Here is a 25834-nt window from a genome sequence, read left to right as displayed (position 1 = left end):
TAATGTTTTTTACGATTAATCTCCAGGGAAACGCAGTTTGAGCATGATCCGGAGGAATAATACGAGGTAATTGAGAAAAGAGATGATGATGAGAACGAGCACGGTGAGATTGACAAAATATTTATACCTTTCTAGATCGGATATAAAACTGTAAACGCCGGTCAACCGGTTATTTATGCTCAGGGTATAATATAGAATCAGCAGAGCGAAGGCGAGGCCGGTCAGTTTTCCGACGGCGTCGGAGGACACCAGTTTTCCGCGGAATTTCATCAGCATGAAACTGCCCGCCAAGATGAGCAGATCGCGGATGATCACCGAGACCGCAATGTAGAGCGGGAGATCACTCAAATAAACCAGTGTAACCAGTACCGCAGCAATCCAGATTTTGTCAACAAGGTGGTCAAGGACCTTTCCAGTGTCAGAGACCTGATTCAGGCGTCGTGCCAGAAAACCGTCTAGTGCGTCGGTGGACCATGATACAAGCATAGTGATAATTGCCAGAATTGACTCGTGCTGCAGTAGAAAGAAAAGTATCAGCGGCAGAAACAGTAATCGGGAAATACTTAAAATATTGGGAATGGTGATGATTTTGACATGATTATTGGGGGAGTGATGGTTGTAGGAGGTGTTCATTCAAATCTGCCGGGAACCGGTCCAGTTCAGCTTGGTGCGCAGAATTTCAAAGTAACTTTTTTTCCTGTGCACTACCAATGGAACTGTGAAATCTGCCCGGGAGATTATGACCGGCTTTTCCGGTGTTATCCGCCATCGCACCTGACCGTCCAGATTCAGAATCGCATCCAGTGATTTACCCGTAAGCCGGAGCCGGACCGGCTGTTCTACCGGCAGAACGATCGGTCGGGCTGCAAGGGCATGCGGGCAGATCGGGGTCAGCACCAGTGCCGAAAGAGTAGGATAGACAACCGGCCCCCCCGCAGCCAGTGAATAGGCGGTTGATCCGGTTGGTGTTGCAATAATGAGTCCGTCGCCGGCAAATTTGTTTACAAATGTGTTGCCGTATTCTACCGCGATTTCAATTACCCGTCCGGATTTTCCCATGTTTATTGCGCAATCGTTGAACGCAAATGAAGACCGGCGATCATACTTTACCTGAATGAGTATCCGCTGCTCGATAAGACAATTGCCATTAAGGAAAGCGGAGATTCCGCTTTGCGCCTCGGGGAGTGAAAATTCAGTGAGGAATCCAAGGCTGCCCAAATTGACCCCCATGATCGGTTTCCCCTTTCGACCCGCAAGTCTTACTGCTCTGAGCAGAGTGCCGTCCCCGCCTAGGGCCAAGATCAGGTCCACATCATCAATTTTACGGCTGTGGTCAACGCCGGCAATTTTTAATTTCGGTGGCGGAGAATCAATAAATGTAACGCTCATTTTCTTACGACTGAGATCGGCCACGAGTCCGGGAATGAAATTCTCCGCCAGCGGCTTGTTCCAGTTAACAACAAGACCGATTTTCATAACCCTCCTTTATGCCAGAAGGCGTAACGAATTTTACCGGCAAGATCAGTTTTGATACGGGCTGCCGGGAGCATTTTGGTGACAAAACTGTCTTGAGTTTCGTCAATTTCCAGTGCCAAAAGTCCGTTCTTGCGAAGATAGACAGAGGCGGATTGGAGGAGCATTCTAATTACCGTTGTGCCGTTGGGGCCGCCGTTGATGGCAATTAGGGGTTCATGGTTGCGAACCCGGGGTTCAAGAACAGGGATGCGATTTTCCGGTACATAAGGCGGGTTAGAAATCAGCAGGTCAATGCTATTCTTCAGAAATTCCAATTGTGGCACATCCAAAGCCGGTGCTTGAATCAGGCGGATTCTCTTTTCTAGGCGGTAACGTCGGACGTTGAGGCGGGCGACGGTAAGGGCAGGAGCGGAAATATCGATTCCAAAGATTCGGGCTGCGGGGAACATCTGGGCAAGGGCGATCGCAAGGCAGCCTGAGCCGGTACCGTAATCCACAATGACTTCAGGATTATGAATCATCTGTTGTGCCCGGAGTGCAAGTTCCTCAGTTTCGGGGCGGGGGATGAATACTCGCGGGTCAACATAAAGATCGAGATTTAAAAATGGTGCGGAATTGGTGAGGTACTGCAGTGGCTCACCTCGGGCAGCTCTTTTTACGAGTGCCCAGAAGTTGCGAGTGATTTCCGGCGAGACGGGTTTTGGAGACAGATAAATTTCACTCCTTTTCAGAGAGAAAAAACTCATGGCTAGATATTCGGCATCATCGCGGGGGATGAGGTGGCAGGCATTGCGGACGAGTTGAGCGAGTGAATGGAGGTGCGAGGTACGGAGTGCAGTTTTCACAGTTCAGCCTCCGCTTTCTCCAATGCAGCCAGCAGAGGATCCAATTCACCATCAAGTACAGCCTCAAGATTGTAGAGCGAGAAGTTAATCCGGTGGTCAGTAACCCGGTTCTGGGGGAAGTTATAGGTCCGGATTTTTTCACTTCGTTCGCCCGTGCCAATTTGTTTACGCCGGGTTTCGGTTGTTTTTTTTGCTTCTTCCTGGCGTTTAATTTCGCCCAAGCGGGCTAAAAGCACTTTCATTGCTTTTGCGCGATTGCGGGCTTGGGAACGTTCGTCCTGGCAGACAACAGTAATACCAGTTGGGAGATGAGTTAGTCGGACTGCCGAACTTACTTTATTCACATTCTGGCCGCCGTGTCCGCCAGCCCGGAAGGTTTCCATTTTGATATCATCAGGATTAATTTTCAGTTCCGATTCTTCCTGTTCCGGCAGAACAGCCACCGTGACGGTTGAGGTGTGAATACGGCCTGATGCTTCGGTTTTCGGAATCCGCTGGACGCGGTGAACACCACTCTCAAAACGGAAATACCGGAACGGCGTTTCTCCTTCAACAGCGAAGATCACTTCCCGAAAGCCGTTGAGATCGCTGGGGCGGGAGGTTAGTACTTCAATCTGCAGGTGGTGGCGTTCAGCGAAACGGGTATACATGCGGAAAAGATCAGCTGCAAAGAGAGCAGCCTCTTCGCCACCGGCGGCGGCACGAATTTCCACCACACAGCCTTTATCCCATTCGGGGGGACGGGGTTGAGTAAGCCATTCCAGTTCGAGTACGATCTCCCGCAGCCGGGCTTGAAGGGTCTGAATTTCAGCTTCCGCAAGGTCCCGGATTTCGTGTTCGGTTGCACTTTTTAACAGTTCTTCGGCTTCTTGCAGTTCTTTCGTCAGCCGATGATAATTTTCATAGCGCTTTAGTATTGCACACAGTTGCCGGTGTTCTCGGGTTAATTTCTGTAATTGGGTAGGGTCATTGAGCAAATTAGGATCGGCGAGCATTTTTTCGAGTTCAGCACATCGCTGGCGCAAAGATTCACAGCGGTTCTCAAGTTTTGATATGGCAGAAGTCATATTTGTTTACCCTTGCATAAGATTTACAACCGGTTGTATTAACTATTATCATTGAAATCATGCTGGCAGTCAAGGGTTGCGTCCGGCAGGTTTAATTTTAATTCTTGCAAAGCAGGATGCATGTGATAAAATTTGCCGATGAGCAGACTGGTGCTGGTGGATGCGCATTCGGTACTTTATCGCAGTTTTTTTGCCTTTATCAGAAGTCCACTGCGCAATTCCCGGGGGATGAATACTTCCGGAATTTTTGGTTTTGCCAATACATTACGGAAGGTACTGAGGGAACTGAAACCGGATTACTGCGCGGTAGTATTTGATGCTCCCGGAAAGACGTTCCGGGATGAGCTTTACAGTGAATACAAGGCACAGCGACCGAAAGTACCGGCAGAATTGGTTCATTCCGTTCCCTATGCCAAAGCACTGGTGCAGGCATGGGGTGTGAAAATTTTTGAAATTCCCGGATATGAGGCTGATGATGTCATTGGCACATTTGCCCGGCTGGGCGCGGAAAAAGGGCTGGAAGTGGTAATCGTCAGCTCGGACAAAGACCTTTTGCAACTGGTGAGCCGGATGGTTTCAGTCTATGATCCTTATCGGGAGAAATATTATCGGGTGGATGATGTCAAGGATAAGTTGGGTATCTTACCGGAGCAGGTACCGGATTACCTTGCCTTGGCAGGCGATGCAGTCGATAACATCCCTGGTGTGCCCGGGATTGGTCCGAAGCGGGCTCAGTCTATTCTGCTTAAACATGGAAGCTTGGAGGTGGCTTTACAAAAAGAAGAAAAGTTGCAGCCTTATTTGGATCTCGCTTTACTATCCCGCCGGCTGGCGAAAATCGATACTGCAGCCGGGATTGAAGTGGAGCTTGAGAGTTTAATCCCCGGAAAGCCGGATAAGAATCGACTCGTTCAACTTTACCAGGAGCTGGAGTTCAGTTCACTGCTCAGGGAGACCGATGAGGCAGAAACCCCCAAAATTGAAGTTGTGAATACCGTATTGAACCGCACTACCGAACAGTTTGTAGAAGAGTTGCACAAAACAGGAATAGCAGGTATCGCTTGGGAGCCGGAGCGTGGTTTGTGGGTGTCAGTTTCCGGGGAAAAGGTTGTGCTGATTCCTGTTGAGTGCCGGGAGATTATCGAGCAGATTCTGCAATCAGCTTCTCTCATCAAGGCAGGATTTGATTTCAAAGAGCAGATTAAAATTCTGCGCCCGTATCGGTTAAAAATCGTCCCCCCTTTCTTTGATAATTGTATCGGGGCATGGTTGATCGATCCGAATCGAAAACGATTTAACCCGGCTGATATTATCGGGCAGATATTACACCGGAGTGTTGAAGTCCGAACACCATCTGAGCAAGCAGGCTGGGCAGTTAGAGTTTACCATTCGTTAATACCCGAACTGCTGGCACGGGGTTTGACTTCGGTATACGATAGTTTAGAAATGCCGTTGGTTCCGGTTCTGGCGCAGATGGAAGAGCGCGGAGTTAAAATCGATGTGGAGTTTTTCCGGAGCTTGGAGAGGGATTTACGCGGAGAGCTCCATGCGATTGAAAGTAAGATCTGGCAGCTTGCTGGGAGACAGTTCAATATCAGTTCCCCAAAACAGTTGAGAGAGATTTTGTTCGACCATCTAAAATTGCCAACAGGAAAAAAGACCAAGACCGGCTTTTCAACCAGTTCTGAGGTATTAGCCAATCTGGTAAGTGAGCATCCGATTGTTGCTGAAATATTGCGTTACCGCGAACTGGAGAAATTATGTACTACCTACTTGGCGCCCTTGCCTACAATGGCCGACCCGGTTTCTCATCGCCTTCATACCCGTTTTAATCAGTGGGGAACCAGTACCGGGAGGCTGTCGAGTTCCGAACCAAATCTTCAGAATATTCCTATACGTGGTGAACTGGGGGAAAAAATAAGAAAGGGCTTTATCGCGGATCATGGTATGGTATTGATTTCAGCTGATTACTCTCAGATTGAACTCAGGGTCTTGGCTCATTTCAGCGAGGACGAACATCTGATTGCGGCTTTCCAGAATGGCGAAGACATTCATGTCGCTACCGCTTCAGCCATTCTGAATATACCGCCTGAACAAATTACTCCTGAGCATCGCAGAATCGCCAAGATGGTAAATTACGGTCTTATTTACGGTATGGGTGACTGGGGTCTTGCTGTCCGAATGGATATTCCCCGGGAACAGGCAAGGGTTTTTATGGAGGAGTATTTTTTGAAATTTCCCGGAGTCGCCCGGTGGCGCGAACAGCTAATCGAGGTGGCGAAACGTGATGGGTATGTGCGCACGATTTCAGGCAGAATGAGGCCCATTCCCGGAATCAGCAGTGAAATTCGGCAGCAGGTAGAGATGGCACTCCGGATGGCACTGAATGCCCCGATGCAGGGTTCAGCTGCGGATATTATGAAATCGGCGATGATCAGAATAGACCAGCGGTTGCAGGAGATGGGTGTGCGTGGTGGAATGATACTTCAGATCCACGATGAGTTGTTGCTGGAGGTGGAGGAGGAAAAGTGTTCGGCAGTAAGGGATATGGTCCGATCGGAGATGGAGAATGCCTGGCAGCTTAAAGTTCCATTGAAGGTCGATATCGGGGTAGGCAGAAGCTGGGGGGAGGCGCATTGATGCCGCGGTTCAGGGTTATGATTTCATTCGGGACGAGACCGGAAGCAATCAAGGTTGCGCCGGTAATAAAGGAACTGCAGCGGCATCGTGATAAGTTTCATACGATTGTAGTGGTTACAGCTCAACACCGCCAGATGCTCGATCAGGTGCTGAATATTTTCAAGATTGTGCCGGATTATGATTTGAATATTATGACAAAACGGCAATCATTGTCGGATGTGGTGATTAAAACTTTAAGAGGGCTGGAGCCGTTATTGAAGCAGGAAAGGCCGGATATGCTGCTGGTCCAGGGTGATGCATCCAGTGCCTTTGCTTCTGCACTTGCCGGCTATTATCAGCAGATTCCGTTGGGACATATTGAAGCCGGTTTGCGGACCTACGACAAGTATGCCCCATTTCCGGAGGAGATTAACCGCCGTTGCATTTCGGCAATTGCCGACATTCACTTCGCTCCGACCCCGCGGGCACGGGAAAATTTGATTGCGGAGGGTATCGATCACAGCAGAATTTATGTAACCGGGAATACAGTTATTGATGCTGTTAAACAGATTTTGAGCAGGGATCAGATTTCGTCTTGTCGTACAAAAAATATCCGGTTGCTGCTGGTAACACTGCATCGCCGGGAAAGTTTCGGAGCACCACTTAAGGGAATTTGCCAAGCAATGGCGACAATAGTCCGCAGATACCCGGACGTCCGAATGGTCATCCCAGTTCATCCCAATCCCCAAGTCAGTAAGACAATCAACGATATGTTAGGCAAAGAAAAGCAGATCCGGCTGATTGAGCCCGTTGAATATCCGGATTTTCTTGCCTTGATGAAGCAGGCATATTTAATCCTAACTGATTCGGGCGGCATTCAGGAAGAGGCACCGATGCTTGGAAAACCGGTAGTAATTCTAAGAGAAAAGACCGAACGTGTTGAAGCACTTGAATACGGTACAGCGGTATTGGCAGGCGTAGAACCCGAGCAGATTGTGAAGGTAACCGAATGTCTGCTAAACAATATTAACACCTACCGTCAAATGGTTCGACGCTGTGCGGTATTTGGGGACGGCAAGGCAGCAATACGGATAAGGAAGATCCTCCTCAAATGGTTGGCATCGATTGACACTGGGTACAATTCTTCTAAACTCTGGAAGTGAGCAGAATAGCAACTTATCTCAGTGTCATCCTGCAGTGGCGGCGTTTAATTATAATAAATACGTTAGTAGTAACCCTTCTCGTACTCGCAGTCAGTTACATTCTACCGCGACGCTATACGGCGGTAGCACAACTTTTGCCCCCGAATGAGGAGGGAGATCTGTTCGGGCTGACCAGTATATTGGGTGGAGGAGTAGGAGGAGGACTTTCCAGACTGCGACTCGGGGCGTTCGGAAGCGCTACCGGTGCCTCAGAAATCATGGCCGGAATACTGACCAGTCGCACGGTGATGGACCGGGTTGCAGAAATTTGCAGTGTTGCTTATTACTACAGGATTAACCCCGTGAATACCGAGAAGACCCGCAAGCAGTTGGCGCGAATGACCAGAGTGAGTGTGACTGATGAGGGTATTGTGCGGATTGCGGTTGAGGCGAAAAACCCGCAGCTGGCAGCCAAAGTAGCGAATTGCTATATCAGTGAACTGGATCAATTTCTTAGAACTTCCAATATTAGCAGAGGTCGAAACATGCGCCTGTTTCTCGAAAAAAGGCTGCAGGATGTTCAGAAGACACTCGCAGCGGCTCAGGAATCATTGACAGCGTTCCAGGTCACACATAAAGTTGTAGCGGTTGACGAAGAGACCCGGGCGGCAATTGATGCTTATGCCCGCCTGAAATCACAGGCATATCTGAAACAGGCGGAGCTTGATGCCGTGCGGGATATTGCCAGTCCTGATAATCCCTATTTTCTCAATCTGCAGCGTGAAGTTAATGCATTTTTAGATCAGTTACGGAGACTTGAGCAGGGGGGAGGACGCCAGGGATTTGGGGTCGGATTTGCCGTTGACTTCAGTCACCTGCCCTCAATCGGGGCGGAGTTTGCCCGTCGCTACCGTGATTATCGGATTCAGGAAGAAACCTATGCCATGCTTTACCAGCAATATGAGTATGCCAAGGTACTGGAGGCGCGGGATGCACCAACGTTAACGGTTCTTGATTATGCAGTTCCTCCCCAGCGTCATAGTTTTCCACGTCGAGGGGGGCTGGTGATTGCGGCATTTCTGTTCAGTTTTGGCTTAAGTGTGCTCTATGCCTTTGCTAATGAATATTTTCAATTTCTGCAGAACGCCAAACCTGCTGAATACGAAAAATGGTATAATCTGAGACAAGAGTTTAAGTCTGCACTCGCCGGGTTTTTGCGCATAAAGTCCCTCCGCCGGCACAGCTAAGAAGTGACGGAGTCAGGTTATAGCCGAATAGCATTAAATACCCTTTTTTTGTCGATTGCAGATATCGCTAATAAAGTTTTAATGTTCTTTTTCTATGTGCTTGCCGCTCGGCATCTTGGGGTGGAACGATACGGGATACTTTCCTTCGGCTTCGCGTACGCAACAATGTTTTCTGCACTTACCGATCTGGGATTGGGTGCGGTAGCGGCACGCGAAATTGCCCGGAAGCAGCGCTCGGTTGATGAATTGGTAAGCAATGCAATGGCGATCAAGTTGGTAATAGCATTTCTGGTAATGATATTGATCGGGGTGTCAGTCAATATTTTAGGATATCCGCCGGAAAATCGGACAATTGTATATATCTGCAGTCTCTTTGTGCTTGAGACTGCGTTTGTAGCCTATTTTTGTAATATTTTTCAGGGGTTTCAGCGGATGGAATTTACGGCGTTGATTCGTGTAATTCAGGGGCTGATACTGTTGACCGGCGTGCTGATCCTCAAGAGGTTCCCACCGGTTTCGGCACATTACGCTTGGTTATATGCCGGCGCAGGGCTGGTTGCTACTGTTACGGGATTAGTTATCCTTACGCGCAAATTTATCCCTATAAGTCTGAGTTTCAATTTTAAAAAATGGCGCGAACTGTTGCGCGAAGGATTACCGATTGGCGTCAGTGTCATATTTGTGCTCTTTTATTACTGGAACGGGTCGACTTTGCTTGCCAAGCTTGCGGGTGATAAAGCAGTCGGGGTTTATAATGCGGGATTCCGACTGGTAGCGGGATTGAACTTCCTTGGGATTTCTTTTTCCAGTGCTCTTTATCCGGTTTTTTCCAGTACATTTTTAACTGATACTGCCAGATTGAAACAGTTATTGACACGCGCTCTAAGATGGATAATCGTGATGCTATTGCCCGTTGCTATTTTAGGGATGATTCTGGCTGAGCAGTTAATTATTTTTATTTACGGCAACAACTATCAATCAGCAGGTATGGTTCTGCGGATTCTGGTATGGTGGGCTTTTGCCACTGGTTTCACCTCGGTGTTCAGCAATTATTTTATGGCGACGCAGCGCGCACGCTGGATGACGGTACAAACCGCATCCGCGCTGGTGATCAATGTGCTCCTCAATCTGATTCTTATTCGCCGGTTGGGTCCATTGGGTGCAGCGATTGCTATTGTTGCTGCTGAATTCGCCAGCGGAGTTTTTTACTTCGCTATCTGGCAAATAATCAATCGCTACCGGGCAGGACTGAGTTTTGTGGGAAAGAGCCTGTTGCGAGTAGTTATTTCATTGTTGCCCGCTGGTGTGGCAGCAGCAGTTGTTGCACGAGTACATATTCTGCTGGGCCTATCTACGGGACTTTGGATATATATTATACTGCTGTTTGTATTCCGTGAAATCAAGGGTGCGGATCTGGAAATCTTCAAATCATTTTTCAACCGATTGAGATGATCTTCTCTGTGTCCAGTAAGCAGATTGATTTCAAGGGATTACTGCCTCTGGTAACAGTGCAGTCTGTCTGTTTGGCGGGGTTTCTGTATTTCGTTTCCACCGGAAACAAAGAGTTTGCCTGGCTCGTTTATATTGCACCTTTTCAGATTGTATTTTTGATGTTGCTGTTCCATAAGGTGCAGCTTCTGCTGCTCGCGGCGTCGTTAGTTGCACCTTTGGCTGTCTGTCAGCTGATTCCTAACGATTATCACCAATTTATATTTTTCCCATCGATAATCGGTTTGCTGATTCTCTTACGATTTACTTCTTGGGGAAAGTTCAATTCCCCGGAGAGAAGTTGGGGGTGTTTATTACCACCGGAGCGTTTTGTTGGCCCCGGGCTTCTGGTCTGGATTATAATTTCCTTTATTGTTGCGGTTATCCGGGGTCCGACCGAACACTTCTTCATTATCTGCAATGTACTGATCTGGGGGGTATTTATTCTGGGGTACTTTTTTGCGATTGTGCCGCAGGATCTCCAGAAGGTGAAAGAGCTGATAAATGCGATCGCCACTGGTGTGGTAGTATGTGTAATTCTGCTTCCGCTTTTAGTGAGATACTCAGCCGGATTCGTTGATACCTTCGGGGGAAAAAAGCTCTCCGTGCCGTTCGGGATCCTTGATTTGAATGCACTGGGGATGCTGATTGCCACGCTGGCGTCAGCATTGCTGGGTATCGTGTTGGGTGAACGTCGGTTTTTACACCGTCTGTACCTCGGTTTTGTTGTCGTTATTCTGTTGATCGGTCTGGTGTTTACCCGTTCACGCGGTGCTTGGTTTGGTATGGGAATTGCGCTTCTTTATCTTTTATTCAAGACACGCTCACCTATTCTGGGAGCAATAACTGGAGCGGGAGGAGTATTTGTGATTGTGTTCAGCTTTTTCCGGAGTCTGTTCATCAGCAGGCTGGAAGGCACAAGTTTGAATGACCCGGCTTTTATTGCTCGTTTGATATTATGGAATTTCGGTTTGCTGGTTGCCCGGAAGAACTGGCTGTTTGGTGTTGGTTGGGAGAACTTTCGTTTTATCAAGTATATTTATGGTTACCCCAGGTTTGCCGATCCCAAGGTTTACTTCAGCACCCATAACCTATACCTGGAAATGATGGCTGATTTGGGATTAGTTGGATTTTTGTTGTTTGTTATTTTATTGTTCAGCACTATTGTACGAACTGACCGTTTGGCGGGAAAGGTGAAGAACCAGTTTCAATATACCGCGCTCGGTGTGACCGCGGCACTGATTGCCTTTGCTGCTCACAGCTTTTTTGACTCACTCAGTAGCACCTTCATGGTAATCGGGATGTGGTTCGGGCTGGCGATGGCGCTGCGGCGAGTGGCTTCTAACTCGTCAGCGGGTGCGAACGACTTTCCCGGCTAACTGTAATAATTCCTGAGCAGCGTTCTTCCAGGAGAACAATTGAGCACGTTTCCGGGCTGTGCTGCTTAATTGATGGCACAAGGTTTGATTGTTGAGGAGTAATTCAACCGTGTTACGGATGCTTCTTGTTCGTGTCGGATCAAAATAGAGAGCGCCATTAGCAGCAATTTCCGGTAAACTGGAGGAATAACTACAGGCGATCGGGGCACCATGGTACATTGCCTCCAGAACCGGCAGACCGAAGCCTTCACAGAGTGAGGGGAAAACAAACAGAGAACAGTGGTGATACAGACTTGATAATTCCTGGTCAGATATTTCGGGCATAAGGATGACGCGGTCACGTATGCCTGTTCTGTCAATGGTGGCGAGGGTTAAGCCAATCTGTTCCGGTGTCCCCCAGCCAACGAGCACCAATTTAGTGTGAGCAGGATGGTTAATTTGGGAAAAGGCTGTAATCAGTCGGGGAACATTTTTATTTGGGATATGGCCCCCGACATACAAGATATAAGGTTGAAATTCGAGCCCCAAGTCACAATTTCCGAAAGATTCAACGATCCCGGGTCCAAGATGAATTACTTTTATTTTTTCAGCTGGAAACAAACCTCTTTTGATAATCTGTTGTTTCGTATAATGAGAATCAGCAACTATATAATCTGCCCATGCAAGACTTTTGAGTGCGACCAGAAAGCTTGCTTTATACTTAGAACCATGGAGCTGGTGGGCAATGAGAGGTGTCAGATCATGGACGACAGATATGACCGGGATTGAACAGAATGGTGGCGCCACCGGAGTTGGACAGAAAAGCAGATCATAATCTGTTATGCAATAGTTTCTCAGTTTGGTAAATTGCCACAACAGCCTGCCACGGTGACTTTTAGTCCATGCGGGGATTGAAATTGTGTTGCATTTTACACTCGAAAACACTTCCGGGACAGAGGTAAGCAGCGTGACATTGCACAGAGAACTTAATTCCCGTACCAGACATTCGATATAGCGCGCAATTCCCACTCTGATGCCGGTATGAAATGAGGCATCAACGAGCAGGTTCATAGCCTTAAAATAGCATTGGAATTTACCAATTCAAGTTCGCCTTTTCGTATCCTTGACTTGTAGTGAAATGCTTCTATAGTGAAAAGAAAAATGAAGCCCAGGAAAACAGTTGCACTAGATGTACGTAAACTTTTGCGTCCGAAAACCGGGATCGGCAATTACATATCGGAACTGATTTATCATCTTATTGCTCTGAAATCGGAGTTCACATATCTGCTGCTGGGAGATAGGCCGGATCGGCCAGGAGAAATTCCACCTGACTGCGAGTATGTCGCCCTAGGCAGATTCTATCGCGAAGATGGTAAAGTGGCGCAACTGTATTCGCCGCTATGGCTCAATTTGCTTGCTTCCCGTTATTTGAGCCAGCGAAAAGTCGCACTGTTTCACGGACCGAACTTTGTTGTTCCGTTAAATGCAAACTGTCCCTGTGTAACCACTGTCCATGATCTGGCATTTCTAAAAACGCCGCAGGCGTATACCCGGATTTACCGCCGTTATATGATTTATCAGGTGCAGAATGCAGTGAGGCGTTCAGCCGTGGTTATCGCGGTGTCTGATGCAACTAAAAATGATCTTATATCCTTAATGCAGGTGCCGGAAGACAAAATTACTGTCATCCACCACGGGGTTGACTCCAAGTTCCAGCCGTGCCATGATTCCGGGTTTCTTACCGGTATTCGTACCCGATTCAATCTGCCTCAGCGTTTTTTGCTCAGTGTCGGTGTAATTGAACATCGGAAAAACCTCGAGGCACTTTTTCGTGCTGCCAAAAAGCTGATGGCAGAAGGTTTGACTGATGGGGTTGTTCTGGCAGGAAAGGAGGGATTAGGAGCAGAAAAAATACGCCAGTACGCTATAAATCTTGGCATCGGTGACCGAGTTCATTATCTTGGTTACGTTGCCGATGATTTACTCGTGGGCTTGTACAATTTAGCTCAGTGTTTGGTATATCCATCTTGGTATGAAGGCTTTGGCATGCCGATTTTGGAAGCGATGGCCTGCGGCTGTCCAGTGGTTGCGTCTGATGCCTCTTCAATACCCGAGGCGGCTGGCAATGCAGCTCTGCTGTTTCCTCCCAGCGACTCCAATCTTCTTGAGATTAAATTACGACAGCTTCTGACATCCGAGCAGCTGCGGAGTGAAATAATAATCAGGGGGCGCAAGTGGGTTAATCAGTTTACCTGGAAGGAAACGGCGGAAAAACATCTCGCGCTATATCAGAAGGTCTTGGCCTATTTCTCTTTTAAGGAGTGATGATGTTCGACCTGACCGCCGTTTTACTTTTCTGGACACCTTTGATTCTATTTGTGTATCACTGGTTTATCTTTCCGCTGGTTCTTTTTTTGATAGTGAAGATTCGTCGTAAGGATAAAGATAGAGTCAATTTGCCCCAATATCAGGAGTTTCCCAGTGTGACGATTGCGATCGCCGCTTGGAATGAAGAGCTGACGATCGGTACCAAGTTGCGTAATTGTCAGGAACTTGATTATCCGGCGGATAAACTGGAGATACTTGTCGGCACTGATGCCGTTACGGATCGAACAAATGAAATTGTCCAAAGCTTTGCTGAAAGTGACAGTCGAATCAGACTGATTACTGTGAATGAACGATTGGGGAAAAGTGCGGTTATTAACATGCTCGCAGAAAAAGCATCAGGGGAAATTATTCTTTTTACGGATGCCGATGTCCTGCTTGAACCCGAGGCGTTAAAGGCGGGTGTTGAGCGGTTTCGTGATCCGAAAGTGGGGATGGTGGCAACCGCCTATGTCCGCCGGAATAAAGAGGGCAATATTGCAGAAAGCATCTGGGACCGGTATGAAAACAAATTAAAGGAATTAGAAGGGATGATTGGATGTACGGTCGGTATTTCCGGTTACGCAATGTTCGTTCGTCGTTCCCTTGTCAGACCATTACCGCATGATATTATCAACGATGATTATGTGCTGGGGATATTTGTTTTCCAGCAGGGATACAAGTCAGTGTATGAGCCAAAATCAGTTGCTTGGACCAAAGTTGAACCCCCAGAAATCGAATTCAGTCGCAAGGCGCGAATGAATCGCGGTAATGTTCAGCAGATCTTCCGGTACAGCAGAATTTTATTACCCAAATATGGAGCTGTTGCCTGGGTATTATTTTCGCATAAATATCTCCGGTGGTTCGTTCCCTTCATTCTGCTATCAATTTTAATTGCGTCCGCGATTAAAGTAACGATACCCTTTTTCCGGATTTTACTGATTCTGCAGCTTCTTACATATTTAACTACACCGCTGGTTCCATATGCAAAGGGAAAACTGAGAAAGTTTCTGCTGCCGCAGTATTATATCTGGGTTAACTGGGCACTAATTGTCGGTTACTGGCAGTACTTTTTCGGGAAACGGGTTAAATATAACTGGTTAAGAACCGAAAGAAGGGCAGATTAATGCCCGCTGATTTAATTTGACAGTATTAAATTTCTTGTCTAAAATCGCATAATGCGTTTGCTGTCGGTGAATATCGATCATATTGCCACATTACGCCAGGCGCGGCGCGAAAATTTCCCCGATCCGGTTCAGGCGGCAACGCTCGTAGAGCTGGGGGGAGCGGATGGCATTACTGTTCATTTGCGACAGGATCAGCGACATATTAATTTCCGCGATGTCAAACTTTTGCGCCAAACGATCAAAACTGAATTGACGGTTGAAGCTGCGCCAGTAACATCAACGGTTAACTTTCTTCGCAGAATAAAACCTGCTCAGGTCACGCTTGTGCCGGAGGTGGTGACTGAAGTCACTACCACACAGGGGCTTGATGTCATAAAACAGAAAAGGGCACTGCAGAGAATAGTTGCATCTTTGAAAAAGTCAGGGGTCAGGGTGTGTATATTCGTTGAACCCGATCCGGATCAAATTAAGAGCGCAGCAGAGATCGGGGCTCAAGTTGTAGAATTGAACACTGACCGTTACAGCAAGGATCGGGTGCGGCGCGATTTGCAGCTCAGGCGTCTGAAAATTGCCGCGGAGGCAGCGCGGACTTCGGGACTGACTGTTCATGTCGGCCATGGGTTGGATTATTCCAATGTTGTTCCGATACTCGAGGAGAATATTGCCCAGGGTTTTTCCATCGGTTTTGCGATCATCGCCCGGGCGGTTTTTGTTGGTTTAAAGGAAGCAGTGTTTGAAATGAAAAGGATTATTCAGGAGGTGCGGACTTGAGAGGTGCGAGAATAAGGCTTGCAGTCTGGCTGGTGATTATAATCATTGCCGGCTTTCTGCTCTGGCCCAGTTTCCAGTTATATATCCTTCTTCCACGCCAGGAACGTTTCCTTAAGGAGAAACTGGCACAGGCAGTAACCAGAGCAGACAGTCAGGCAGTTCTCACCGAGATGGTTGAATTTAACCGGCACAAGGCTGCTCTTTATGAAAAAAGAATTATTCATCTGGGGCTGGATCTGGTTGGAGGAATGCATGTGGTTCTGGATATTGACCGTAGTCAGCTGAGCGAAGAGGAGGCAAGAAGAGCGCCGGATTTGGCACTGGAAGTAATCAGAAATCGAATTGATCAGTTTGGTGTTTTTGAACCCACGATCCAGAAAACAGATAAAGGCAGAATTCTGGTTCAACTACCCGGAGTCGACCGCGAGCGGGCATTAAATATCATCAAACAGCCGGCGCACCTGACATTTCAGCTGGTTGAAGAGAAGGCTAAAGTCTACGATGCCTTAAAAGTAATCGATGAGAAACTTCAGACGGCAGGTTTGATTACTCCAGTTGTTGATACCGTGAGCCGCGTTGAGTCGGACACTACATCCGAAAGAGGGATACCCGGTTCGCTATTGAGTTACATAAAGGATGAAGGAGATGAGCTGGATTTAATGATTGCTGCCGATGATACTGCAGCCTTTTCCCGGCTCTTACTGCAGGGCAGAGAATTCTGGCCCCAGGGGTATGAATTCCGTTTTGGTCCGGTGGAGGCAGAAGAGTATGGGAAGGTTGTGCGGGTGTATCTGTTGAAAAGTGAGCCGGAACTGGTGGGTACCCGGTTGCGTCGGGCTGAACCGGCAATCTATCAGGGTGCAGATCTTGAACGGGCAAATACTTGGGTGGTCAATTTTGAGCTTGACCGCGAGGGTGCTGCCAGATTTGCTCAGGTAACGGGCCGGAATGTTGGTCGCAGACTGGCAATAGTACTGGATGGCGTTGTACGTTCTGCTCCCCGTATTCAGGAGCGCATTCCGAACGGCCGGGGGCAGATAACCATGAACGACCGTCGTGGCGACAAGGCCAAGGATCTGTCAATTGTTCTGAACTCTGGTGCACTGCCGGCACCGGTAGTAGTTGTGGAAGAACGTTCGATTGGCGCTTCCCTTGGAGCCGATGCCATCCGGCGGGGTCTGATTGCCAGTGCGGTCGGTGCGATTGCGGTGCTTCTGTTTATGCTGGTTTACTATGGGGCGGGTGGAATCCTTGCTGATTTAGCATTGTTTCTCAATATTTTTCTGCTGCTGTCGATTCTGGCTGCACTTCGAGCGACCTTGACCCTTCCCGGTCTTGCCGGTATTGCCCTGACGATTGGAATGGCAGTGGATGCGAATGTGCTCGTGTTTGAACGCATTCGCGAAGAGTCGAAATCGGGGAAGACACCAATGGCAGCAGTTGACACCGGGTACCAACGGGCACTGGTTACGATCATCGACGCTAATGCCACGACGATAATAACAGCAATTGCATTGTATTTTATCGGATCAGGTCCGGTCAGGGGGTTTGCCATTACCCTTGCAGTCGGTCTGGTTATCAATGTTATGACCGCAGTTTTCCTGACCAGATTTATCTTCGACCTGTTTCTTTCCCGTTTTGAAGTCAAAACCCTGAGGATTTAATATGAAACTTATCGGCAATACTAACATACAGTTCATTAAAAACCGCAAAATCTTCTTTATAATTTCTTTGCTGCTTGTGCTGGTTAGTGTTCTTTTAATTGTGTTCAAAGGGTTCCGTTACGGAGTTGATTTCACCGGTGGCGGTCTGGTGCAGGTGCATTTCTCCCAGCCGGTGAAGATTGATGCGGTGCGTTCAGTACTCTCAGCGATGGGAGAGAGCGGAGCTTCAATTCAACAGACAGAAACCGGGGATTTTCTCATCCGGGTAAAACCGAGGGATAAGGCCGGAGATGAATCGGGATTTTCTACCCGTTTGCGCCAGCAGTTTGCTGCTTCCTTTCCCAATATTACATTTGAGATTGTTCGGGATGAGGCGGTCGGACCCCGTATTTCCAAGGAACTGCAGAGTAAGGTGCTGTTGGCAATTCTGCTTGGTATTATTGGAATCCTTATTTATGTAAGTTTCCGGTTTGACTTCAGATTTGGAACTGGAGCAGTTCTTGCCCTGATTCATGATACTTTGATTGTTCTTGGTTTCTGTTCGCTTTTTAACAAGGAAATTACGACAACGCTGATCGCAGCGATACTCACAGTCATTGGTTATTCGGTCAACGACTCAATCGTGATTTCCGATCGGATTCGAGAGGATACGAGGAAAATTCGCAAGGAAAGTTTTGCCGAAGTGGCCAATCTTGCTATCAATCAGACTCTCAGTCGCACGGTTATTACCGGTCTGACCACACTGTTTGTAACGATTGCTCTGCTTGTTCTCGCTACAGCGGAGATTCGGGATTTTGCCTTTGTAATGACCGTCGGCATTATTTTCGGAACCTACTCCTCAATCTTCATTGTTGCCAATCTGGTAGTAGAGACAGAAGAGCGGTTTCCGACGCGCCGTCGGCGTTAGTATTTATATACTCAATCCGAATTGAAGGGTTTTAAATTTCAAATTCAGTCCCTAATCGGTTCGGGGATATATACTGGTTATTTTCCTTTTGCCCCAGCCACAATAACAAGCCTTTTTACGCTTCTGCCTGCTTATTTCCTGGCACGACTGCCGCTCCTGTCGCTTCTGTTGATCATAGTTATTTTCTTTCTCGGGGTATGGGTTGCCGGTGATCTGGAGCAGGTCTGGGGGAAAGATCCGTCCCGGGTGACTATTGATGAAATTGAAGGAACTTTCATTACCTTTTTTTACAATCCTGTTTCAATACTTGGGCTGGCTGTCGGTTTTATTCTCTGGCGCGGTTTTGATATTTTAAAACTCCCCTTTATAGATCGTGTTCAGCGATTAAAAGGTGGTTGGGGAGTAATGATGGATGACGTTTTGGCGGGCATCTGCGCCAATCTGGTTTTGAGATTACTGCTGTTCATTTTGCCGCCTTTAAGGGGGTAAAATGGTTTGTGAGTTGATTGTAATTGGTGATGAACTGCTGAGGGGCAGCGTAATAGATACAAATTCTGCTTTTATTGCCCGGCGTCTGGCAGAGCTAGGTATCAGCGTTAAACGGATAATTCGAGTTGGCGATGATGAGAAAGACATTCAGCTGGCGCTGGCAGAATCGCTGACTCGGGTTAGATTGATAATTATTACTGGCGGTCTCGGACCGACCGATGATGACCGGACACTTATGGCCGTATGCGGGCTGATCAATCGTCCATTGCGGATGGACTCTGCCCTCAGAAAAAGAATTCAGCTGATATTCGAAAAGAGGAAGGTGAAAATGCCCAAGCTTGCGGAGAAGCAGGCTTATGTTCCCCAAGGAGTGACGGTTTTCCCCAATCCGATTGGCATGGTTCCCGGAATGGCAATTGAACACCAGGGCAGTATTATTATTCTCCTCCCCGGGGTTCCGCAGGAAGTGGAAGCACTGTTTAATGACGGAATTGTAGATTATTTAAAAAATAAAATTGTCAACCGCGAAAGAATATATACCGCCCTGGTTAGAACCTTTGGTCTGATTGAATCACAGTTAGCGCCGAAGCTTGAAAAGAACCTGAAAAAGTTTTTCCGCGTTCAAATTGGTTATTACCCTTCAGTCTCCGGTCTGGATCTGGTTTTTAGCGGACCGGACGAATTCAGTGTCAAGAACTGTGCCAGTTTTGCAGCTAAATTATTAGGGGACAATGTCTATGCCCTAAGTGATAAGAGCTTAGTCCAAATTGTTGGTGAACTGCTCCGTAAAAATCGGCTTACCGTTGCAACTGCTGAATCCTGTACTGGCGGGTTAGTGGGGGATTTGATTACCAGCGTCCCGGGTTCATCCGATTATTTTCGGGGCGGGATAATTGCCTATGCTAATGATATCAAGGTGAATCTGCTGGGTGTGAGTAAATTAACTCTGGAAAGGTACGGGGCGGTTAGTCAGGAGACAGTTAATGAAATGCTTAAGGGGGTGATCCGGATAACCGGTGCCGATTGTGCAGTTGCGGTTTCGGGCATTGCCGGGCCGGGAGGCGGAACAAAGTCGAAACCGGTGGGTTTGGTATATATCGGTGTGCTCGCAGGCAAAAAGAAACGGGTTCTGCGATGTATCTTCTCCGGTACACGGAGTTTAATTAAGCAGCGTGCCGCCTGGACTGCCATTGATCAGTTAAGGCGCATTTTGAACAGATCACGGTGCGGCTGAGGCTTCAGGCTCTGGCGTTAGTTTATTATTTGTGAGGTCATTTCTTCAGAAGATGCGCAGATTTAATGCATAGGAAAGTCCTTAGCTGAGGACACTGTGTCAGAATTGCCATTAATTTCCATCGGTATATTGACTTATAACCGGTCCCGGGAACTAAGGACCACGCTCAAATGTCTGCTGACGGACTGTTATCCGAACAAGGAAATAATTGTGGTCGACAATCATTCTTCTGATGATACGCAAGAAATGCTGGAGAAGGAGTTTAGAGGCTGTAGTGAAGTAATCGTGTACCGTACCGAAGATAACATCGGGATCGGTGCCCGTAACCTGTTTCTCAAGAATGCGCGGGGGAAATATGTTTTTCAATATGATGACGATTCTCAGCCGGCAGATTCAACGACGATTAAAAATATTGTTGAATTTCTTGAAACTTCAGGAAATAAAATCGATGTCCTGTGCACGCGGGTGGTCAATTTCTATGATCAGTCCTGTGAGACCCAAGACTGGGAAGTATTTGCATGGGCCGGAGATGCGAATCATGGATTCCGGGGGCATTTTATTCATGGTAGTGGGACCGTCTTCAGGGGTTCAGCCCTCAGGCAAATCAGCGGTTATCCGGAGGATTTTTTCTGGGGATTTGAGGAGGCGGACCTTACACTTCAGTTTTTGCTCTCCGGTTCCACAATCGTCTACAAACCCGATTTTATCACTCTGCACCGCCGGCGCCGACGTCAGTTTTCTCCACCCCGGATTACAACCTATTATGTCCGGAACGGCGTTCTCGTTTTTAATAAATATTTCCCATCCCCCTATAACTGGCTTCTTTCGAAGTTCTGGGTTGTGCGCCATATATTTAAGAATCCGTTGCGGTTAAATTCAGTCATGACCGGCTTCCGGGCAGGTGTCAATTCATCCCGAAATCAGATCCGAGCCGGCAAAAACTTTCCCTGCACCCGCAAACAGATTCTGCTTTGGGTAATTCACACACTCTTACCCAGTCCGGCCTGGAAGTTTTTCAGATTGATCCGGTATAAATCTCCGGATAAAAAGAATCGGCATTCGCCGTAGTGGTGCTCTTTCAAGCTGTGATAAATATCGCGATTGACTTCTATTGCTATCCGGGCATTTTATCTCCATGACTGAAAAAATTCGGAGTTTTGTTGCGGTTGATACTTCAGCAACGGTGAAAGGTGAGCTCGCTCAGCTCTTGAAAAATCTGAAAGTAGAAACAGAATTCCCTGTGAAATGGGTGAAGCCGGAGCAGATGCATATCACATTAGCTTTTCTTGGTGATGTAACCCCCGAGTTCATTGGAAACGCAGAATCCGCTCTGAGACAATCAATATCCGATTTTCCTGAGTTTATCTGTCGACTGGCCGGTCTGGGGGTTTTCCCGAGTATGAACCGGGCGCGGGTGATCTGGGCAGGAGTAGGAGCGGGCGCGGACCGAGTGACTGTACTCCAGAAAAGAGTAGTTCAGGCACTGCAGCAAATCGGGTTTGTACCTGAAAAAAGACCATTTAGTCCCCATCTTACTTTGGGGCGGTTACGGGAGCCAGTTAATGCTCAGTTTATTAGCGGTAAATCCTTCATCAGTTCAGAATGGCTGGTTTCAGAGGTGATTGTTTATCAGAGCGAACTTCGTGCTGCTGGCCCGGTTTATACTCCGCTGATCCGGTTGCGGCTGTCGGTTGACGATGGTTTTTCCGGTAAGGAGTAATCTTAATCTGATTCGGCAGGAGCGGGGAAATAACGGTATTCCATAACCATAAATAACAAATCTCAGATGCATTAGCCGGCGTTTGGTTTTGACTTCCGGCTTGACTTTTCTAATTCCAGCCGCAATATTACCCAGAGTAAACAGTTCAAGGAGGATATTATGCCGGTGATAAAACCGGGAGTGTGGATTATTCTCGCGCTGGTGCTGGCGGTGCTGGAAATGTTTGTTCCCGGTCTGGTGATAATCTGGTTCGGAGTCGGTGCTCTGCTTACGGGCATAATTGCGCTTTTCATTCACAATCCTTATGTTCATTATGCCGCCTTTTTGTTTTTTTCCGGGCTGGGTGTTTTTCTTGCTCAGTGGATTGGCAGAAAGATTACCCGTCCGGAACCGGAGCCGGTAGGTGCGCTCAGGTATCAGGCAGCGGAGGGGCTGGTAGTTCAGGAAATTGTGCCGCCGGAGTACGGCAGGGTTAAGCTCAGCGGTGAAGAGTGGCTGGCAGAATCGGAAGTGAAGATTGCTGCCGGCAGCCGAGTCCGGGTTCGAAAGGTGGAGGGGACCCGGCTGATTGTTGAACCAATAACCAAGGAGTAAAAGATGGGTTTTGTCATTGTGGCAGCCATATTTCTGTTCATCTGGGCATTACTTGGGTTGAAGATTGTCCGGCCCTATCAGCGGGGTGCAGTGGAGCGGCTGGGCAAGTATCAGCGGCTGGTTCAGCCGGGCTTAAACTTCATAATTCCATTCCTGGAGCGCCTGATCAAGGTGGATATGCGGGAGCAGGTGGTTGATGTGCCTCCGCAGGAAGTGATTACCAAGGATAATGCAACTGTTACCGTAGATGCGATCGTTTATTACGAGGTCACCGATCCGGTGAAAGTGCTTTACAATGTTGCCAATTTCCGACTGGCGACAATCAAACTGGCGCAGACCAATCTGCGGAATGTTATTGGTGATCTCACACTTGATGAGTCACTTACTTCGCGGGAGCGGATTAACGCCAAACTCCGGGATGTGCTGGATGAGGCAACCGACAAATGGGGTGCGAAGGTAACGCGGGTTGAACTTCAGCGGATTGAACCGCCGGCAGATGTCACTGAGGCAATGCACCGCCAGATGAAGGCGGAGCGGGACCGTCGGGCACTGGTCCTGGAGGCTGAGGGTGTGCGGCAGGCAGCGATCCTTAAGGCGGAGGGGGAGAAACAGGCGAAGATACTCGAAGCCGAGGGGCAGGCAGCGGCGATCGAACGGGTGGCAAATGCCGAGCGTTACAAACTGACGACGGTGGCAGAAGGTGAAGCTCAGGCAATTGAACGCGTGTACAGTGCAATCCACCGCGGGAATCCCACCCGGGAGCTGATCACTATAAAATACCTTGAGGCGCTGGCAAAAATGGCAGAAGGCAAGGCAACAAAGATGTTTGTCCCATATGAGGCAAGCGGCGTGCTGAGTGCTCTGGCGATGATTGCTGAAATTCTGAAGGAGAAGACCGAAGAGTCGGGTGGTAAATAAATCAGCCCCATAAGTTGATATTCAGAAATTAATCCTGATTTTATCGGCATGAAAAGCTGGCACCGGACTTCGATCAATCAGGTGCTGAGAGAGTTAAAGGTAGATCGTGATCGGGGACTGGATCCGGCTGAGGTGCACCAGCGGCTCACCCGGTTTGGCAGGAACGAGATTCGGGAACAAGGTGGGAGAAGTCCGGCTGCCATATTTCTGTCGCAGTTCACTTCGGTGCTGATACTGATGCTGCTGGGGGCGTGTGTAGTTTCAGTTTTTCTCAAGGAATTTATCGATGCAGGTGCGATTGCGGCAATTGTCCTGCTTAATGCTGTGCTTGGCTTTATCCAGGAGTACCGGGCAGAGAGGACACTGCAGGCATTAAAGCAACTGGCAGTGCCAAAAGTGCGGGTACGGCGGGGCGGTCATGTGGAGGAAATTTATTCCCGGGAGCTGGTTCCCGGTGACATTGTATTGCTGGAGGCAGGGGGGCATATTCCGGCTGACGGGCGACTGATTGAAGCGGTTAATCTGAGGGTTTCCGAAGCGGCACTGACCGGTGAATCAGAGCCGGTTGATAAGAACCCCAGCTGTACATTTGAGATGGCCGGTGAAACACCTATCGCGGAACGCCGGAATATGGTCTACATGGGTACCGCAGTCGTCGCCGGCAAAGGTCTGATGGTCGTGACCGAAACGGGCATGAATACAGAACTGGGGAAAATTGCGGCTGTTCTGCAGACGGTTAAAAGGGAACCGACACCCCTCCAAAAACGCCTCGAACGCCTAAGCAGGGAACTGGCAGTGGCGGTGCTGATTATTGTTGGGATAATTTTCGTGCTTGGTGTGCTGCGCGGCGGTGAGTGGCGGACGATGTTTCTCATAGCGGTCAGCATGGCAGTGGCTGCGGTGCCGGAAGGGTTACCGGCAGTAGTAACGATTGCATTGACACTGGGGGCGAGAAGAATGCTCAATCGCAATGCTCTGATTCGACGACTGAATGCGGTTGAGACGCTGGGCTCGGTAACAGTTATCTGTTCGGATAAAACTGGAACGCTGACTCAGAATAAAATGACAGTAACAATTCTGGATGTTGCCGGTGATCAGCTTAATCTGCCAATTGAACAGGAAGGCAGAGTAGCCATAAAGCATGATTCTGCAGGAAAGGCATTACTGCTGCTCAGTGCCGGTGCGGTGTTGTGTAATGATGCGGTGCTGGAAATACAGGGGGATAATGTCCGACTGCTAGGGGACCCAACCGAGACGGCGTTACTCCTGGCCGGGATCAGACTGGGCATTCATCAGCGTTCTCTTCAGCAAGTTCTGCCCAGAATTGGTGAAGTCCCCTTTTCGTCGGAAAGGAAGAGAATGAGCACTCTCCACCGGCTGATGACACCTGAGTTTCAGGTTGACGGCAATGAGCGGTTACTCCTGGAGACCATCCGGCAGCTGGTTCCGGAACAGGCAGGGTTGATTTTTACTAAAGGTGCGGTTGATCTGCTGCTTGATGTTTCCAGTTCGGTTTTATCGGATTTGAAGTTCAGGCCCCTAGACCAGCAGTGGCGACAGCGGATCACTGATGCCCAGAACCGGCTGAGTGAAAAGGGAATGAGGGTACTTGGTGTTGCCTTCCGTCCGTTGAAACCAGGTGAGGAGGCGGGATGTAGGGAGGGGATTGAACAGGGTTTGTGTTTTATCGGCATGATCGGAATGATTGATCCTGCGCGGCCAGAAGTGAGGGACGCAGTCAGGTTATGCCGGCAGGCCGGTATCCGTCCGGTAATGATAACTGGTGATCATCCGTTGACCGCCAGGTATATCGCCAATGATATCGGCATTGGAGGCGCGGATGCAGATTCTGACTGCCTGACGGGAAACGATCTGGCAGAGAAATCACCTGAGGAACTCAGACCGCTCGTTGCCCGGACCAGTATTTTTGCCCGGGTTGCACCAGAGCACAAACTGAATATCGTGCTGGCACTGCAAAGTCTCAATCAGGTCGTGGCGATGACTGGGGATGGTGTTAACGATGCCCCGGCGTTAAAAAAAGCGGATATCGGAGTGGCGATGGGCATTACAGGTACTGATGTGGCAAAAGAGGCGGCCGATATGGTGCTTCTTGATGACAACTTTGCTACTATTGTCGCCGCAGTCCAGGAAGGCAGGACAATTTATGATAACATCCGCAAATTCATCCGTTATACTTTTGCCTCCAATACCGGTGAAATTATCGTGATGCTTCTGGCACCGCTCCTGGGTATGCCACTGCCGCTGACGCCATTGCATATTCTCTGGGTTAATCTTGTCACTGACGGTCTTCCCGGACTGGCACTGGGAATTGAGGGTCCGGAACGCGATGTCATGCACCGGCCACCGCGCCCGCTGCAGGAAAGTATCTTTGCCCACGGGCTGGCATTTAATATTCTCTGGTCCGGTGTGCTGCTCGGGCTGATTTCGCTTTTTGCCGGCTGGGTTATGTGGCGAAATGACAGTGAAAGCTGGCGGACAGTGATATTTACGGTTCTGACGATGAGTCAGCTCTTTCAGTCTTTTGCACTGCGGTCCCAGCGGGATTCACTCTTCAGTCTCGGCCTGATGAGCAACCGCACATTGCTGGGAACATTTATCCTTACCCTGTTGCTGCAACTGGCATTACTCTACATTCCGTTTGCCCAGCGGGTGTTCACAACCAGGGCACTGTCCGCGGGAGAGCTGATTCTGGCACTTGCAGTCAGTACCACGGTGTTCTGGGCGGTGGAGCTGGAAAAACTGATTCGCCGTTTTTCTCAACGGATGAAAAAACGGCAGTAAAT

Annotated in this window: 22 protein-coding genes; 17 read left to right on the top strand and 5 right to left on the bottom strand. The window is 48.6% G+C overall.

What is annotated here, in order from left to right; genetic code table 11:
- Positions 1-15 precede the first annotated feature (15 nt).
- From ABIK48_07630 to prfA, 4 genes are read right to left on the bottom strand one after another with little or no spacing between them, the layout of a single operon-like run.
- A complete protein-coding gene (locus ABIK48_07630; GenBank protein ID MEO0022024.1) occupies positions 16-633 on the bottom strand; it encodes a CDP-alcohol phosphatidyltransferase family protein in 618 nt (205 codons plus the stop codon).
- The gene (locus ABIK48_07625) at positions 634-1476 is read right to left on the bottom strand and encodes an NAD(+)/NADH kinase (protein MEO0022023.1); all 843 of its coding nucleotides are present in this window, start codon (positions 1474-1476) and stop codon (positions 634-636) included.
- A complete protein-coding gene (gene prmC / locus ABIK48_07620) occupies positions 1473-2321 on the bottom strand; it encodes a peptide chain release factor N(5)-glutamine methyltransferase (GenBank protein ID MEO0022022.1) in 849 nt (282 codons plus the stop codon). The genes ABIK48_07625 and prmC overlap by 4 nt, the downstream gene beginning before the upstream one ends.
- Positions 2318-3388, bottom strand: a complete 1071-nt coding sequence (gene prfA, locus ABIK48_07615) for a peptide chain release factor 1 (protein ID MEO0022021.1) — start codon at positions 3386-3388, stop codon at positions 2318-2320. The genes prmC and prfA overlap by 4 nt, the downstream gene beginning before the upstream one ends.
- Positions 3389-3526: 138 nt before the next feature.
- On the opposite strand from prfA, the gene polA reads away from it, so the two are divergent.
- The 5 genes from polA to ABIK48_07590 all read left to right on the top strand — a co-directional run bounded on the left by polA (position 3527) and on the right by ABIK48_07590 (position 11263).
- Complete coding sequence (gene polA, locus ABIK48_07610; protein ID MEO0022020.1) at positions 3527-6028, top strand: DNA polymerase I; 2502 nt, start codon at positions 3527-3529, stop codon at positions 6026-6028.
- Positions 6028-7170, top strand: coding sequence for a UDP-N-acetylglucosamine 2-epimerase (non-hydrolyzing) (gene wecB / locus ABIK48_07605; GenBank protein ID MEO0022019.1), 1143 nt, complete (start codon positions 6028-6030; stop codon positions 7168-7170). Before polA ends, wecB begins: the two co-directional genes overlap by 1 nt.
- On the top strand, positions 7167-8396 hold the full coding sequence (locus ABIK48_07600) for a Wzz/FepE/Etk N-terminal domain-containing protein (GenBank protein MEO0022018.1): 1230 nt from the start codon (positions 7167-7169) through the stop codon (positions 8394-8396). Before wecB ends, ABIK48_07600 begins: the two co-directional genes overlap by 4 nt.
- 48 nt (positions 8397-8444) lie before the next feature.
- Complete coding sequence (locus tag ABIK48_07595; protein ID MEO0022017.1) at positions 8445-9848, top strand: flippase; 1404 nt, start codon at positions 8445-8447, stop codon at positions 9846-9848.
- A gap of 71 nt (positions 9849-9919) precedes the next feature.
- Positions 9920-11263, top strand: coding sequence for an O-antigen ligase family protein (locus ABIK48_07590; protein MEO0022016.1), 1344 nt, complete (start codon positions 9920-9922; stop codon positions 11261-11263).
- Here the strand turns inward: ABIK48_07590 and ABIK48_07585 are convergent.
- On the bottom strand, positions 11234-12313 hold the full coding sequence (locus tag ABIK48_07585; protein MEO0022015.1) for a glycosyltransferase family 1 protein: 1080 nt from the start codon (positions 12311-12313) through the stop codon (positions 11234-11236). The two genes, ABIK48_07590 and ABIK48_07585, sit on opposite strands and share 30 nt — an antisense overlap.
- A 90-nt stretch (positions 12314-12403) precedes the next feature.
- Here ABIK48_07585 and ABIK48_07580 point away from each other — a divergent pair, with 90 nt between their 5' ends.
- From ABIK48_07580 to ABIK48_07525, 12 genes are all read left to right on the top strand, one after another.
- The gene (locus ABIK48_07580; GenBank protein ID MEO0022014.1) at positions 12404-13567 is read left to right on the top strand and encodes a glycosyltransferase family 1 protein; all 1164 of its coding nucleotides are present in this window, start codon (positions 12404-12406) and stop codon (positions 13565-13567) included.
- Between the two features lie 2 nt (positions 13568-13569).
- Complete coding sequence (locus ABIK48_07575; GenBank protein MEO0022013.1) at positions 13570-14733, top strand: glycosyltransferase; 1164 nt, start codon at positions 13570-13572, stop codon at positions 14731-14733.
- 51 nt (positions 14734-14784) lie between these two features.
- Positions 14785-15504, top strand: coding sequence for a pyridoxine 5'-phosphate synthase (locus ABIK48_07570; protein ID MEO0022012.1), 720 nt, complete (start codon positions 14785-14787; stop codon positions 15502-15504).
- Positions 15505-15536: 32 nt separating this feature from the next.
- Positions 15537-17168 carry a protein translocase subunit SecD gene (secD, locus tag ABIK48_07565; protein ID MEO0022011.1) on the top strand — a complete coding sequence of 544 codons (1632 nt, stop codon included), beginning with the start codon at positions 15537-15539 and terminating at the stop codon, positions 17166-17168.
- Between the two features lies 1 nt (position 17169).
- Entirely contained in the window at positions 17170-18075 is a 906-nt protein-coding gene (gene secF / locus ABIK48_07560; GenBank protein MEO0022010.1) for a protein translocase subunit SecF, read from the top strand.
- A 21-nt stretch (positions 18076-18096) separates the two neighbouring features.
- A complete protein-coding gene (locus ABIK48_07555; protein MEO0022009.1) occupies positions 18097-18564 on the top strand; it encodes a phosphatidylglycerophosphatase A in 468 nt (155 codons plus the stop codon).
- A gap of 1 nt (position 18565) precedes the next feature.
- Positions 18566-19798 (top strand): competence/damage-inducible protein A, encoded by a 1233-nt coding sequence (locus ABIK48_07550; protein ID MEO0022008.1) that lies wholly within the window; start codon positions 18566-18568, stop codon positions 19796-19798.
- Between the two features lie 96 nt (positions 19799-19894).
- Positions 19895-20866 carry a glycosyltransferase gene (locus ABIK48_07545; GenBank protein ID MEO0022007.1) on the top strand — a complete coding sequence of 324 codons (972 nt, stop codon included), beginning with the start codon at positions 19895-19897 and terminating at the stop codon, positions 20864-20866.
- A gap of 67 nt (positions 20867-20933) precedes the next feature.
- Positions 20934-21518, top strand: a complete 585-nt coding sequence (gene thpR, locus ABIK48_07540) for an RNA 2',3'-cyclic phosphodiesterase (GenBank protein MEO0022006.1) — start codon at positions 20934-20936, stop codon at positions 21516-21518.
- A 159-nt stretch (positions 21519-21677) separates the two neighbouring features.
- Positions 21678-22112, top strand: coding sequence for an NfeD family protein (locus ABIK48_07535; protein MEO0022005.1), 435 nt, complete (start codon positions 21678-21680; stop codon positions 22110-22112).
- A 3-nt stretch (positions 22113-22115) separates the two neighbouring features.
- Positions 22116-23030 (top strand): SPFH domain-containing protein, encoded by a 915-nt coding sequence (locus ABIK48_07530; protein MEO0022004.1) that lies wholly within the window; start codon positions 22116-22118, stop codon positions 23028-23030.
- 48 nt (positions 23031-23078) lie between these two features.
- On the top strand, positions 23079-25832 hold the full coding sequence (locus ABIK48_07525) for a cation-translocating P-type ATPase (protein MEO0022003.1): 2754 nt from the start codon (positions 23079-23081) through the stop codon (positions 25830-25832).
- Positions 25833-25834: the final 2 nt, after the last annotated feature.

This window comes from candidate division WOR-3 bacterium (genome assembly GCA_039801085.1).
In the GTDB taxonomy this organism is placed as follows: domain Bacteria; phylum Hydrothermota; class Tepidihabitantia; order Tepidihabitantales; family Tepidihabitantaceae; genus JAOABP01.
This window is presented reverse-complemented; position numbering and strand designations above follow the sequence as displayed.

Coding starts and splice junctions, on each gene's coding strand:
- secF (MEO0022010.1), top strand. CDS start 17,170: ATGAAACTTATCGGCAATACTAACATACAGTTCATTAAAAACCGCAAA.
- ABIK48_07550 (MEO0022008.1), top strand. CDS start 18,566: ATGGTTTGTGAGTTGATTGTAATTGGTGATGAACTGCTGAGGGGCAGC.
- ABIK48_07575 (MEO0022013.1), top strand. CDS start 13,570: ATGTTCGACCTGACCGCCGTTTTACTTTTCTGGACACCTTTGATTCTA.
- ABIK48_07630 (MEO0022024.1), bottom strand. CDS start 633: ATGAACACCTCCTACAACCATCACTCCCCCAATAATCATGTCAAAATC.
- wecB (MEO0022019.1), top strand. CDS start 6,028: ATGCCGCGGTTCAGGGTTATGATTTCATTCGGGACGAGACCGGAAGCA.
- ABIK48_07525 (MEO0022003.1), top strand. CDS start 23,079: ATGAAAAGCTGGCACCGGACTTCGATCAATCAGGTGCTGAGAGAGTTA.
- ABIK48_07625 (MEO0022023.1), bottom strand. CDS start 1,476: ATGAAAATCGGTCTTGTTGTTAACTGGAACAAGCCGCTGGCGGAGAAT.
- thpR (MEO0022006.1), top strand. CDS start 20,934: ATGACTGAAAAAATTCGGAGTTTTGTTGCGGTTGATACTTCAGCAACG.
- ABIK48_07585 (MEO0022015.1), bottom strand. CDS start 12,313: ATGAACCTGCTCGTTGATGCCTCATTTCATACCGGCATCAGAGTGGGA.
- ABIK48_07530 (MEO0022004.1), top strand. CDS start 22,116: ATGGGTTTTGTCATTGTGGCAGCCATATTTCTGTTCATCTGGGCATTA.
- ABIK48_07580 (MEO0022014.1), top strand. CDS start 12,404: ATGAAGCCCAGGAAAACAGTTGCACTAGATGTACGTAAACTTTTGCGT.
- ABIK48_07570 (MEO0022012.1), top strand. CDS start 14,785: ATGCGTTTGCTGTCGGTGAATATCGATCATATTGCCACATTACGCCAG.
- polA (MEO0022020.1), top strand. CDS start 3,527: ATGAGCAGACTGGTGCTGGTGGATGCGCATTCGGTACTTTATCGCAGT.
- ABIK48_07535 (MEO0022005.1), top strand. CDS start 21,678: ATGCCGGTGATAAAACCGGGAGTGTGGATTATTCTCGCGCTGGTGCTG.
- prfA (MEO0022021.1), bottom strand. CDS start 3,388: ATGACTTCTGCCATATCAAAACTTGAGAACCGCTGTGAATCTTTGCGC.